General features: G+C 37.9%; 12 protein-coding genes. All 12 read right to left on the bottom strand.

Annotation, left to right across the window (positions count from 1 at the left end; genetic code table 11):
• Nucleotides 1–153: 153 nt before the first annotated feature.
• On the bottom strand, nucleotides 154–447 hold the full coding sequence (gene flgM, locus MWH25_RS04540) for a flagellar biosynthesis anti-sigma factor FlgM (protein ID WP_248626326.1): 294 nt from the start codon (nucleotides 445–447) through the stop codon (nucleotides 154–156).
• Between the two features lie 587 nt (nucleotides 448–1,034).
• Nucleotides 1,035–1,442 carry a flagellar protein gene (locus tag MWH25_RS04535; protein WP_248626324.1) on the bottom strand — a complete coding sequence of 136 codons (408 nt, stop codon included), beginning with the start codon at nucleotides 1,440–1,442 and terminating at the stop codon, nucleotides 1,035–1,037.
• Nucleotides 1,443–1,613: 171 nt separating this feature from the next.
• Complete coding sequence (locus MWH25_RS04530; RefSeq protein WP_248626322.1) at nucleotides 1,614–2,336, bottom strand: ComFC family protein; 723 nt, start codon at nucleotides 2,334–2,336, stop codon at nucleotides 1,614–1,616.
• Nucleotides 2,337–2,691: 355 nt separating this feature from the next.
• Nucleotides 2,692–4,530 (bottom strand): DEAD/DEAH box helicase, encoded by a 1,839-nt coding sequence (locus MWH25_RS04525; RefSeq protein ID WP_248626320.1) that lies wholly within the window; start codon nucleotides 4,528–4,530, stop codon nucleotides 2,692–2,694.
• Between the two features lie 118 nt (nucleotides 4,531–4,648).
• Entirely contained in the window at nucleotides 4,649–5,320 is a 672-nt protein-coding gene (gene sigH, locus MWH25_RS04520) for an RNA polymerase sporulation sigma factor SigH (protein WP_248626318.1), read from the bottom strand.
• A gap of 87 nt (nucleotides 5,321–5,407) precedes the next feature.
• Nucleotides 5,408–6,544 carry a DUF362 domain-containing protein gene (locus MWH25_RS04515; protein ID WP_248626316.1) on the bottom strand — a complete coding sequence of 379 codons (1,137 nt, stop codon included), beginning with the start codon at nucleotides 6,542–6,544 and terminating at the stop codon, nucleotides 5,408–5,410.
• Between the two features lie 17 nt (nucleotides 6,545–6,561).
• Entirely contained in the window at nucleotides 6,562–6,687 is a 126-nt protein-coding gene (locus MWH25_RS12875; protein ID WP_282706884.1) for a hypothetical protein, read from the bottom strand.
• 241 nt (nucleotides 6,688–6,928) lie between these two features.
• Nucleotides 6,929–9,634, bottom strand: coding sequence for a formate dehydrogenase subunit alpha (gene fdhF, locus MWH25_RS04510; RefSeq protein WP_248626371.1), 2,706 nt, complete (start codon nucleotides 9,632–9,634; stop codon nucleotides 6,929–6,931).
• 25 nt (nucleotides 9,635–9,659) lie between these two features.
• Nucleotides 9,660–11,459 carry an NADH-quinone oxidoreductase subunit NuoF gene (gene nuoF, locus MWH25_RS04505; RefSeq protein ID WP_248626314.1) on the bottom strand — a complete coding sequence of 600 codons (1,800 nt, stop codon included), beginning with the start codon at nucleotides 11,457–11,459 and terminating at the stop codon, nucleotides 9,660–9,662.
• A 28-nt stretch (nucleotides 11,460–11,487) separates the two neighbouring features.
• Nucleotides 11,488–11,853, bottom strand: a complete 366-nt coding sequence (locus MWH25_RS04500; protein ID WP_248626312.1) for a (2Fe-2S) ferredoxin domain-containing protein — start codon at nucleotides 11,851–11,853, stop codon at nucleotides 11,488–11,490.
• Between the two features lie 34 nt (nucleotides 11,854–11,887).
• Complete coding sequence (nuoE, locus tag MWH25_RS04495) at nucleotides 11,888–12,382, bottom strand: NADH-quinone oxidoreductase subunit NuoE (protein WP_248626310.1); 495 nt, start codon at nucleotides 12,380–12,382, stop codon at nucleotides 11,888–11,890.
• Nucleotides 12,383–12,774: 392 nt separating this feature from the next.
• Entirely contained in the window at nucleotides 12,775–13,314 is a 540-nt protein-coding gene (locus tag MWH25_RS04490) for a porin family protein (RefSeq protein ID WP_248626308.1), read from the bottom strand.
• Nucleotides 13,315–13,328 lie beyond the last annotated feature (14 nt).

The following is a 13,328-nucleotide window of genomic DNA, read 5'->3' as shown; positions in this document are numbered from 1 at the left end:
GATCTGTGGCTTATCTGTTTTTGACCTTAATTTATAATCCATTTTTTATTAATGTTAATTTGTGTTGATTCGTGGTTACTGTCTTTGAACTTTTGGTCTTTAACTATTCTCTTCTTTTAAGATTTTGATCTCCCAATTGTACATTGTACATTGTCAATTGTTCATTATACCGTCCAGCATCTTCTCCGCTATAGCTTCACCATCGACATTATAAGTCCCTGCCTGAACTTCCGCTTTTATCCTGTCAATTTTCTCCTGCCGCTCTGGCGAATCAACCTTCTCAGCCAACTCCTGTTCCACCTTCTGTAGCTGCAAGGCCTCCTTGGATAAAGAGACTCGATCCGTTCTTTGATCCTTACCGATCTTTTGCTCCTGCTGTCGTTGTTGCTTGTTATACTTGTTAAAAGCCTGGGCCAACTTCGCTTGTTGATTCTGATCAATTTTCATCTCTACCACCACCTTTAATGAACTTAATGCTCTTAGCTAAATTAAAGCCTGTTATTACAATACCTCGCAAATAACTAAATTTCTCTGCCCCCATCTTAGTGTACAATTTACAATGTACAATTGACAGTGGATAGGGTTTTCACGAAGGGTCTTGTTTTTTTTAAGACCCGTAGGGAATTCAAAGTCACACATTCAAAACACTAACTAAACCCATCAATGTTTGCAAAGCATCCTGCGACTAAATATTTTGTCTTCCAAATCATTCTTTTAACTGAGCTGCTTGAGCTTTGAATACTTAGTACTGAATACATATTTTTGATTCAGTGTCAGTGTGAGTTAAATTCAAAAGTTTTAAATTCTATTGAATTAAAGAATTTGATTTTATGATTTTCTAACGCTCTTGATTTTTAACTATTATTTTAACTATTAATTATTCAATATTCATTATTAAATATTCAATGCTTTTTTATTTTATCGTTAATTCCTCAACATTATTTAACCCCCATCTCAAACAATAAAAAAGGCTTAAGGAAGATTAACTAACTAATAAACAGTTATCCTACCTTAAACCCCTCTCGCGAAAGCTATTATCTTTTTTCACGTCGCTCCCTAGTAAACATCCCGGCACCTTTCTTCTCCTTAGGCTTTTTCTTTAACTTGCTCTTAGCCTTGTTAAAGCTATCCTGTAAAGCATCTCGACAACTTTTGCAAAACCGTCCACTCGAAATCGGAACTCCACATCGATCACAGTCAATAGTCAGTTCTAACTCTCCCATCTGCTCAAAACGGCCTTGCTTCACAAACTCACGGATCAACTTCTTTTCGACTTCAGTATCTTGATGCACTTCTTCGATCGTCGCCCCAGGGTTCTCCCATAAATAATCCCGCACAAGCTTAAACTTCTCATTCTCTTTTCTTCTACAGTCAGGACACTTCTTCTCTTTCCGGACAGGAGCAAAGATCTGTTTGCAATCCTTACATTTTTGTATTGACACTTCAGTCACCCCCCAGTTTAATTAACAATTTACAATGTACAATTCACAATTAAATTCAAAAGATCAAAATCAAAGCTTAAATCTGTAATTGGTTAAATACTCTAAAACCTAATCACTAATCACTAGTCACCAGTTACTAATATTATTCTCTATTTCTACAAAAATTCCTTGTTATCTGACAAGATCCATCCCAGTGGCCAATGTAATTACTTTAACATCTTTCGCTCCTGCTTCCAGCAACAGTTTACTGGCTTCATTGACCGTTGCTCCAGTCGTAAAGATATCATCAACCAACAATATCCTCTGCCCTTTAACTAACTGCTGATTCTCTATCTTGAACTTACCAGCTAGATTCTGCAATCGCTCCTGCCGGGCCAACTCACTCTGCCGAGCAGTATCTACTATTCTAGCCAACAGCGACTTAATCGGTAATCTAAGTTCACTAGCTAACTGCTTAGCCAACAGATAGGCCTGATTAAACCCCCGCTCCTCTAGACGTTCCTTGTGAATTGGAATATATGTTATTAGATCCAGCCGATTAATCTGATAGTAGTACTCAGCATATCTAGTTAACAACCCTGCCAACGGTCTAGCTAACTGCTGCCGTTGTTCATATTTCAACTGCTTAATATATTCCTTCAACCCCGCATCATAAAGACCAACCGCCCGAGCCTGACTGAAAAACCGCTCCTGCTCCCTACAATCAAGGCATAATTTATTCTCGGTTAGCTTACCACACTTGATACAGTAATCATCACCGATAAATTCGATCTCATCGATACATTCAGAGCAAAAACCGATCTCACTACTGCTAAACTCCCGTCCACAAGCTGGACAGCTTGGCCAGGCGGGGTATAGTAATTCTAGAATGAAATTGTAGACTTTCGATAGCATAAAATCACCTCGAAAACAAATTTACAATATACAATTAACAATTTACAATTAAAGCCCAATTCCTTAATCAAAATACTTTAAAAGCTCTTTAATTGTCCATTGTACATTCTGTCAATTGTTAATTTTTGTTTATCAATCATTTTATAATTAGGGCCAATTATTCCTCATTCGTGATTCACTGAATTTTAATCTTAAGGATTTTGATCTTAAACCTTTGATCTTTAACTATTCATTATTCAATATTAAATATTCAATGCTTTTTTATCAGTGTCCATCCGCTCTTAAATTTTTTCTAGCTACTGTCAATTATCAATTATCAACTTTCAATTGTTTTTAACTATTCAATATTAAATATTCAATGCTTTTTTAGGTGTCCTTTCTCCCTCGCATCCTGATTCAACTCACAGATCATATCTCTTGCCAGCTCCATCTCCTCACTGATCTCATTTCCGATAAACCAGACCCTTCCCTCAGGATAAGTAAGGGATCTACCAGATCTACCAGCCATCTGGATCAGAGTCTGGTGATTAAAGACATACTCCCAATCAGCAAACAAGACCAAGACATTGGCCTTCTCCACCGTTACACCTCGCTCCATGATCGTCGTCGAAACCAAGATCGGATAATCTCCTGCCAAAAATCCTTCCCGCTTCTCTTCACGACGTTGATCCTGGGAATGACTACCCTGCACCCAACTGACTCCATTGATCTCTGGAAACTGAACTCGTAAATAATCAACGACTAAATCCACTAAATCCCTACTCGGAACGAAGAGAAAGACCTGAGCTCCATCACCCTCAACCGATAACCACAACTTGTCCAACACAAGCTGGGCCAACTCCACAACCCCCTCCTCCTGATCATACTTCAGCTCTGCCGTCAACAGTTCAGGCTCGGGGAGTGGATAACCATGATATCTAGCCGATAGCTTGATCAACTTTGAGCGACCTTCTTCTAACTCCGCAAACTCCTCTGGCCCAGGAGTAGCAGTCATATAAATGATCTGCCCGTCATCCTTTCTCGCCTCTTGAAGCACCCGCTTTAGAATCTCACTGCCTTGATAGGGAAAGGCATCCATCTCATCTAAGATAATCAGATCAAAGGCTTGATAATACCGTAAGACCTGATGGGTGGTCGCAATTACCAACTCAGCCTGCTGATATCGTTCCTCACTACCTCCATAAAGCGCCTTAATGCTGATTTCAGGAAAAGCCTCCCGTAATCTTTCTGCCAACTCAACGACTACATCCCGCCGTGGAATCGCAAATAAGACCTGCCTACCTTGATTTAATAACTTAGCAATGACAGCAAAGGTCACCTCCGTCTTACCAGCCCCACAGACTGCCCAGACCAGAGCCTGTTGATAATTTTGCTGCGTAAATTTAACCAACTGATCAGAGACATCCTGCTGGAGTGCTGTCAATTCAAATTCCAACTCAGGCTCAATAAACTTCAACTCTGATTCAGTCTCCATAGCTGGAATTCGATACAACGGACGGCATAATCTAGCCTCCCCCATCATCAGACAGTCCTGACAATGATAATCCAAGCTTTCACAATAACCACACTCAATCTCCACTACCTGCTGACTACCACACCGCTGGCAACTGATCGAGCTGCTCCGATACTTAATTGCTGAAATTATCTCTAGCCGACCTAACAACTTTAAATATAGCAAAACCTTACTTAAATCTCTAACCACCAGTTTATTCTTCCGTACCACTTGCCTAATCTCACTATAATATAACTTCTGACCTGCCACTAACCGATAGACCTGGTAGAACTCTACTGGACGGGGAAAAGAGGTAGCCAAGATCTCTTGCCTAGCTACCTCTTCTTTAGTAACTTTAGTTACTAACTTAAATTGCTGCAACTCCTCAGCAATCTCTGCCTTCTTATCCTCAACTACCTTGGTCAACGGATCAAAGTCTAACAAGAGATTAAACAACCCTCCTGCTACCAATCTACTATCAAAGTTGGCCCCTCTTCGCTCTTGGGCAGTAGTTATCTTCTGGTACAGATACTCTCCTACTCCCCAGTCCAACTCTTCTGTCAACAAAAATAGTTTAAAGTCTTGTTCTATAACCCCCTGTTGTAGATAATACTTAGTATCTAATTCAGGTAAAGTAGATAGACCAAGTAAATACTTACTCTGATCTGCTAATAGATAAATTATTGGGCGTTGTTGCTCCATCCCACCACCCCGTTTACACTTATTTACATTTATGTATATTTTACTATTTTAACTCTGGGATGTCAATACTCTTTAAAAACTAAAAAGTTGCCCTAATGGACAACTTCTGTTAGTTTTATTAGTATTCTTTTATTTCCTCAGTCAATCTTTCTTTCAAATCATCAATCTTACGGCGGGCTCGTTGTAATGCATTATCAACTGTTTTAACATTACATTCAATCTCTAAAGCAATCTCCTTATACGATTTACCTTGGATATACTTATCAAATACATCCCATTCCAACTCGGTCAGCATCTTACGTAATTGATATGTTACTTCTGTTACTAACTCACGGTTGACATAATTCTTTTCAGGATCATTATTTTGATCAGGTAAAATATCTAGTAAAGTACGCCCCCGACCTCCATCATCTTTAGAATACTTCAACTTCTTATCAATAGAAGTGGAATTATTCAACGGCATATGCTTTTGGCGATTAGCTGTTTTGATCGCTGATATAAGTTGTCTATTGACGCACAAATGAGCAAAACCGCGAAATGATGCTTCCCTCTTGACCTTATAATCTCTGATTGCTTTATGCAATCCTACCAATCCCTCTTGGATTACATCATCATTATCCAATCCTTTAATGTAAAATAATTTGGATTTAGCATAAACAATATCAATATTGCTATCGATCAAGTATTCTTCAGCCAGCTTGTCCCCCTTCTGAGCTAATCTAATCAGCTCATGCTCAGACATTTCTTCATATTTACTTTCTAAATCTAATTTTTTACTGGCTTCACTCATTCTATCCCCACCTTGTGCGTTTTTTTTAGAGTTCTACTTCTAATAAACACAATTAATTATACCATATTAGAAATACCTAGTCAAAAATCAACGTAAAAACCCTTTGATTGATCTAATTAATTTAACTAACAAATGCTCTTTAACAGTTATTGCCTCTTGAGGACATAACTCTTGACAGCACAAACACTTAATACAACCTTTTTCTTCTATTTCTAATCCCTGTCGGTCAACAATCACATCTTGTGGACAACTTTGCACACAACGTTGGCATTTAATACACTCCTGATGGTTAATTACTGGCTGTGATAATAAAGAACCAAACAGAGGTTGTAATAACCAATTAGGTAGCAAGCTCAATAAAGCATTAGAAGGCAATCGATAGCCCTGCTGAGCAGGTTGATAACCTCCTATTATTTCTATCTGCTGCAGTTGATTGCTTCCCAGATCTCTTTTAGCAGCTATCCGAGTAATTGGTACCTGATTTTGAGTATAACCCAAATAAGAAGCAGCAACTGCATCTAAGGCAACCAGATCTTGACTAGCCAACAGAACCCCTATCTGGCACGCATCTCCTGTAGAGCCTGGCCCATTCCCCTCTAAACCGACTATCCCATCCATTACTGCTAGATCAGGCTTGACCAGTTCAAAAATATCAACAATCAACTCTGAAAAGTCAGCTGGATGGGGACAACTCCGATGGTATCCCACCTTCTTCATCCCAGGAATACAACCATATAAATTCTTAATCGCTCCAGTAAACAAGGTCAAGCTATGGGTCTTTAATTTAGGTAATGATACCACCAAATCCGCCTCCAATAATACCTCAGGTAATGGGAAATCATATCTATCATTACTGACTATCTTAGTAGAAGCTCGATCAAAATTAATCACTTCAACTCCTAATTTCTGACAAACAGCCAATACTCCAGTCTTTTGAAATGCTTGTTCAGTCAAAGATTGATTGACCATCATGCCTCCTGAGCTCTCTCCTACTTTAACTTCTACTTCTAATTCTTGAAAATATGTAATTACAGCTTCAACTACAATAGGATGAGTAGTAATCCCTGCTTCAGGCTGATGAGGGCTCAATAAGTTTGGTTTCAATAATACACTATCCCCTCTAGCAACTAATTGCTCAACTTGCAAACTAGTTAAGGCGTCTCTAACCGTGTTCAATACTAACTTCCGATCATAATCTCGGCAATCAGTTGCTACAACTTGCATTTTATCACCTCCCAACTTCAAGAAAATATAATAATTAAATCCTGGATTTCCCCCCCTAATATAATATAGATCATAGCTACCAAAATTATAACTAAAATAACCAAAATTCCATATTCTAATAATTCAAATTCATCTTGTTTCATGTTAAACCCCCACACAAAAACTAAATATCAGTGTACAATTTACAATGTCCAACTAGCAGTTGAAATTCAAAATCACTCCAAACCTGTAGATATAGGGCATTTTAGAGTACTTAAGTTCTTAAGGTCTTGAGCTTATAACTGTACACTGTAAACTATCAACTGTTAACTAATATAAAAGAGCCAACCCCCAGTTAAGGCAGTTGGCCCTTATTATTTCAAATCACTAATCATCAGTCACTACTTACACTTTTTCCACCTTAACAGCTGTTACCTTAAGTTCGGGTATCTTAGCTTTAGGATCTAATTCGTCACCATTAGTCAACCTATTAGCTGGACTCTCTGCGTAGTGGAAAGGCATAAATATTTCGCCTTCTTGAACTATATCCACAACTCGAGCATAAGTCTCTACTTCACCACGACGGGAAGTAACCTTAACTCTATCTCCATCCTCAATATCTAATTTAACAGCATCATCGCAATTAATCTCTACATAAGCATCCGACTCATAAGCATCAACAGCAGCAGAACGTCTAGTCATACTACCACCATGGAAGTGATATAACATTCTACCTGTCATCATAATATATGGATACTCATCATCCGCTGACTCAATTGGTGCAATATGCTTTGTAACATGGAACTTACCCTTACCATGAGCAAACTCACCTTCATGTAAGAACTTAGTCCCTGGATGATCCTTGTCAGGACATGGCCATTGTAGCTCTTCATTAGCTATTCTATCATAGCTAATACCACCATAGATTGGTGTAACTTCTACAATCTCATCCATGATTTCAGCTTCAGAATCATAATCCATTTCAAAACCTAATCTCTTAGCCAACTCACAGAAAACCTTCCAATCTGCTTTAGCCTCACCTGGAGCTTCAACAGCTTTATTTATTCGCTGTACCCTTCTTTCTGAGTTAGTGAAAGTTCCATCCTTTTCAGCAAAACAAGCTGCTGGAAATACCACATCAGCAAGTTCAGCAGTCTCTGTTAGGAAGATATCTTGCACTATTAAGAATTCAGTAGCCTTTAAAGCCTCCTCAACATGATGTTGATCTGGATCAGAAATCATTGGGTTTTCACCTAAGACATAAAGACCTTTAACGTCACCTTCTCCTGCAGCATTAACCATCTCTACTACAGTCAGTCCGTTATTAGGATTTAACTCATCTACACCCCACGCTTTTTCAAACTTAGCTTTAGCCTCAGGATCTTCAACCGCTTGATAACCTGGATATACAGTTGCAAGTCCACCTAAATCACAAGCACCTTGTACATTATTTTGTCCCCGTAATGGATTAACTCCTCCGCCTTCTTTACCTACATTTCCTGTCAACATAGCTAAGTTAGCTACAGTTAATACATTATCTGTACCAGATTTATGTTGAGTCATCCCCATTGAATAATAGATTGCTGCTGTATCTGCTGAAGCATATAATTTAGCTAACTCAACTATATCTTCGGCTTTTACACCAGTAATCTCTTCTACCTTTTCTGGTGTATATTCTTCTAAAGTCTCCTTAACTGCTTCAAAACCTTCAGTTCTATTTTTAATATATTCTTCATCATGTAATCCTTCTTTAATTATTACATGCATCAAGCCATTTAATAAAGCGATATCAGTACCAGGCTTTTGTTGAACAGCTAAATCAGCCTCTTTAGATAATTCAATCTCTCTAGGATCAGCAACAACTAAATTAGCACCATTTCTGGCTGCTTTCTTGATCATGCTACCAATTACTGGATGTGCTTCAGTTGTATTTGAACCAGTAACAAAGATTGCATCTGCTTTTTCAACCTCACCTATAGAATTTGTCATTGCTCCACTACCAAAACTTGCGGCTAGACCAGCCACTGTAGAGGAGTGTCATAACCGGGCACAGTGATCTACACTATTTGTGCCTAATGCACCTCGCATAAATTTTTGGAATATATAATTTTCTTCATTACTACATCTAGCTGAAGTTAAACCAGCAATAGCTTCGCCGCCATCTTCTTCTTTAATCTTGCCTAATTTCTGAGCTGTATAATCTAACGCTTCATCCCAGCTAACCTCTTCAAACTCTCCATCCTTTTTAATCAACGGCTTCGTCAATCGCTCAGGATGATCGACAAAATCATAAGCAAAACGACCCTTAACACAAGTTTCACCTACTGGATTAGGATGATCTTCATCATAAATAGAACCAACTTGAACGATCTTATTATCCTTAACCTGCAATTCAATCTGACAGCCAACCCCACAATAAGGACAAGTTGTCTCTACCTTCTCTAGCTCATACTCCCTACCTTGGCCCTTCGCAGGCTTATAAGTCAAAGCACCTGTTGGACACATCTCTACACATTGTCCACAGAAGACACAACTAGAAAAGTCAGCTCCTAAATCCTGATCAAAAGGTACTGCTACCTTTGAACTAAAGCCACGTTCTATAAAATCAATCGCTCCAGAACATTGAACTTCATTATCCACTCTAACACACTTACCACATAAGATACATTTATTAGAATCAAACTCAATAAATGGATTCTCATTCTTGACCTCAAACTTGCCCTCTTCCATTAAACCAAAGCTCGGTTCAGAAACATCATACTCATAAACCAACTCCTGTAGATCACAAGCCCCATCTGCTTCACAAGTCATACAGTCATTAGGATGATCAGAAAGTAATAGTTCAAGATTCATTTTACGTGCTTCTATAACTTTATCAGTAATAGTCTTAATCTTCATTCCATCAGTTACAGGTGTAGCACAAGAAGCCAATAAATTTCCACTTTCTGCATCTTCAACAACACAAATTCTACAAGAACCATGCAAGGTCAAATCTGGATGATAACAGAGAGTTGGAATCTCTATATCTACTTTATTAGCTGCATCCAATAAAGTAGCCTGTTGATCAACTTCAACCTGTTGACCATCTATCGTTACAGTAATAGTACCCATTTTATCACTCCTTTTAATAATTTATTTATTGTGTAATTGCATCAACTGGACATTTGTCTACACAAGCTCCACAAGCTATACATGCATCCTCATCAATCAGATGCTCCTCTTTAGCTTCACCAGCAATTGCATCAACTGGACAAGCCTCAGTGCAAACAGTACAACCTACACAAGCTTCTCCATCAATTACATAAGCCCCTAATAACTCTTCACAAGCACCCGCTGGACAGGTCTGCTCATAAATATGAGCTTCATACTCATCACGGAAGTATCTTAAAGTACTCAAGACAGGATTAGGTGCTGTCTGACCTAAGCCACATAAAGAAGTACTCTTAATATTTTCAGCTAACCTCTCCAATAACTCAATATCTCCCTCTTGACCTTCTCCAACAGTAATTCGCTCTAAGATATCTAACATTTGCTTGGTTCCGATCCGACAAGGAGTACATTTTCCACAAGATTCACTTTGGGTAAAGTCCAAGAAGAATCTAGCTACATCGACCATACAAGTATCTTCATCCATCACAACAAGTCCACCAGAACCCATCATTGCTCCAACTTCAAGCAATGAATCATAATCAATCGTTAAATCTAATTTATCCTCGGGCAGACATCCACCAGATGGCCCACCAATTTGAACTGCCTTAAACTCTTTACCCTCATTTATTCCGCCACCGATGTCATAAATAATCTCCCTCATAGTAATTCCCATCGGTACTTCTGCCAAACCAGTATTATTGATCTTACCTGTTAGAGCAAAGACCTTTGTTCCTGTACTTCCTTCAGTACCTACCTGCTTATAAGCTTCAGCACCTTCTTTGATAATAGCTGGAACATTAGCATAAGTCTCTACATTGTTGATATTCGTAGGCTTACCCCATAAACCTTTTTCAGCTGGGAAAGGAGGTCTCGGTCTTGGCATTCCTCTCTCTCCTTCAATTGATGCCATTAAAGCAGTCTCTTCTCCACAAACAAAAGCTCCTGCTCCTTCTTTAATACGTAACTTAAAACTGAAATCTGTTCCAAATAAATTTTCACCCAATAAACCATTCTCTTCAGCCTGCTCAAGAGCCACTCTTAACCTTTTAATTGCTAATGGATACTCTGCTCGAACATAAACATAACCCTCATCTGCACCTACCGCATAAGCTGCTAGGATCATTCCTTCTATCAATACGTGAGGATCTCCTTCTAAAATACTACGATCCATAAAAGCACCTGGATCTCCTTCATCCGCATTACAGATTACATACTTCTTATCACCTTCTGCATCACTAGCAAATTGCCACTTAAGACCTGTAGGAAAACCTCCTCCTCCACGACCTCTTAAGCCAGATTCCTTAACTTCATCAATTACTTCTTGAGGGGTCATTTCAGTTAAAGCCTTACCGATAGCTTCATAACCACCTGTAGCAATATATTCTTTAATCTCTTCAGGATCAATATAACCACAATTTATTAATGCTGTTCTTTGTTGCTTTTTATAAAAATCAATCTCCTGATAAGATGGGATATTCTCCCCTGTTGTTGGGTCAGTATATAATAATCTCTCAACAACCTTACCTTTCAATATATGCTCTTCTACAACTTCTTCCATATCCTCTGGCTGTACCTTACAATAAAATACACCTTCTGGATAAACGATCATTAATGGCCCTTTTTCACAAAAACCATGGCATCCAGTTTCTATAACCTTAATCTCATTTACTAAATCACGTTCAGCTAATTCTTCTTCTAGAGAACTTCTAACTTCCTTACAACCTGAAGAAACACATCCCGTTCCTCCACAGATCAATATATGAGATCTATAAATTGATTGGTCCATCTATTCTTCCCTCCTCATAAGATTATGATTATTCGTTTAACTCTGCTACTACTAAATCTTTTACAATGTTACCTTCTACAACATGATCAACAATAATCTTTTCTACTTTATCTACAGTTACATCACCATAAACTATCTTTGGCTCGTTTGGTAAGTCAACAGTCACTGTTGGCTCATTATCACATTCTCCAATACATGCTGTCTGAGTAACTACCACATCTAAATCTCGCTGACTAATCTCAGTTAGAGCCTTCTTTAAAATTTCTCTTGCTCCAGCATCAATCCCACAGCTATCCATCCCAACAATAACTTTAGGTTTATCAGAAGCCTTTCTAACTCGTAAGTCCTTTTGAAATCGCTCTCTTAACTCTTTTAATTCCTCTAATGATTTCATATTATTAATCACCTCCATTTATTTGCACTAGCTTTTATCCTCGATACTGATCTAAAACTTCAACAGTTGTCTCAGGAGTTAACAAACCATGAGTGTTATCATTAACCATAATTACTGGAGCTAGTCCACAAGCACCAATACAAGCAACTGACTCTAAAGTAAACTTAAGATCTTCGGTTGTCTCTCCATCGTCTATGCCTAACTCTTCTTTCATCGTATCAAGCACCTTATCTGCTCCACGAACGTGGCAAGCAGTACCCATACAAATTCTGATTATATTTTCACCACGTGGCTCTAAGTGAAATTGAGAGTAAAAGGTTACTACCCCATATACCTGACTAAAAGGTACCCTTAAACTCTTTGCTATCTCCTCTAATACCTCTTGAGGAAGATAACCATACTCTTCTTGAGTTTCCTGTAATACAGGAATTAAATCCTTTGCTTTCTTGTCATAATTTTCTAATACTTTCTTGAGTGGTGCAAAGTATTTCTCTTGATTCTCTTCAGCATTTCCACATGAACATGCCATATTCTAAATCCCCTCCTTAACTTGATAAATTTAATTTATGTGATAGGTGTCACACTCAAAAACAAAAATTTCAGATAACTTTTAATACAACTAATTTAAGTATTCAATAACACTTTAATTATACATTAAATTAGCAACTTAATTCAACTAAATTTATTATTTTTTTGAATTTCCAAGGTAATCAAATTTTACCTAAAAACTGTACAAAAATTAAGTTTGAGGTTAAGTCTAAGTTTAAGTAAAACCAATAAGTACAATCATTCAGCCTTGATCGATAGACAACCACAGGTTAAAACCTGTAGCTAAAATTAAAACTCTTAATCTTTTGCCCTTTTATTGTTAATTACTTTTAATTATTCAGTATTCAATATTAACTATTCAATGCTTTTACTTTACAGGTAGTTTCTAAGCCCAATTGTCAAACCATGATCAGATTTACCAGCAATCCCCCTAAAACCTGCTTCCAAATACCACGCTCTAGTCAACATATAGTCAAAACCAACACTATACCCCAAAGAATCTTCACTATCTAACAGAATATTAACCCCTGCATTTAAGGTAATATATTGAGATTGGTCTTGAGAAAGTAACATCCCTACTTGAGTCTTATCATCATTTGAATTAAACTGACGACCTACTAATCCAGTCAAATTAAAGTCACGATCATCAATAATCTTAACCTTCAAGTTCAAATCAATCAGATCATCTCCATCTTCAAAGTAAAAGTATCTAGTATCCAATCCTAGTGTTGGAGTTAAACCAAAATCACCTTCAAAGATCATTGATTTAATCTCACCATCTAATCTCTGGATACTATAGCCGATAGAGTTTCTGCCTTGTCTAATTTCAGCTTGTGGCAACCCCCAAGCCACTCCTACTTGGGCCAACAATAACAGTACCACCATTCCTAAAACCAAATTTAGTCTCTTCATCTTCATCTCCTCTT

Source organism: Natroniella acetigena, assembly GCF_023227745.1.
Lineage (GTDB): Bacteria > Bacillota > Halanaerobiia > Halobacteroidales > Halobacteroidaceae > Natroniella > Natroniella acetigena.
This window is presented reverse-complemented; position numbering and strand designations above follow the sequence as displayed.

What these genes read in the sequence shown, in the direction of transcription:
- flgM (WP_248626326.1), bottom strand. Translation starts at nt 447, where the DNA reads ATGAAAATTGATCAGAATCAACAAGCGAAGTTGGCCCAGGCTTTTAAC.
- MWH25_RS04490 (WP_248626308.1), bottom strand. Translation starts at nt 13,314, where the DNA reads ATGAAGAGACTAAATTTGGTTTTAGGAATGGTGGTACTGTTATTGTTG.
- MWH25_RS12875 (WP_282706884.1), bottom strand. Translation starts at nt 6,687, where the DNA reads ATGAAACAAGATGAATTTGAATTATTAGAATATGGAATTTTGGTTATT.
- MWH25_RS04530 (WP_248626322.1), bottom strand. Translation starts at nt 2,336, where the DNA reads ATGCTATCGAAAGTCTACAATTTCATTCTAGAATTACTATACCCCGCC.
- nuoE (WP_248626310.1), bottom strand. Translation starts at nt 12,382, where the DNA reads ATGGCATGTTCATGTGGAAATGCTGAAGAGAATCAAGAGAAATACTTT.
- MWH25_RS04500 (WP_248626312.1), bottom strand. Translation starts at nt 11,853, where the DNA reads ATGAAATCATTAGAGGAATTAAAAGAGTTAAGAGAGCGATTTCAAAAG.
- nuoF (WP_248626314.1), bottom strand. Translation starts at nt 11,459, where the DNA reads ATGGACCAATCAATTTATAGATCTCATATATTGATCTGTGGAGGAACG.
- MWH25_RS04525 (WP_248626320.1), bottom strand. Translation starts at nt 4,530, where the DNA reads ATGGAGCAACAACGCCCAATAATTTATCTATTAGCAGATCAGAGTAAG.
- MWH25_RS04515 (WP_248626316.1), bottom strand. Translation starts at nt 6,544, where the DNA reads ATGCAAGTTGTAGCAACTGATTGCCGAGATTATGATCGGAAGTTAGTA.
- sigH (WP_248626318.1), bottom strand. Translation starts at nt 5,320, where the DNA reads ATGAGTGAAGCCAGTAAAAAATTAGATTTAGAAAGTAAATATGAAGAA.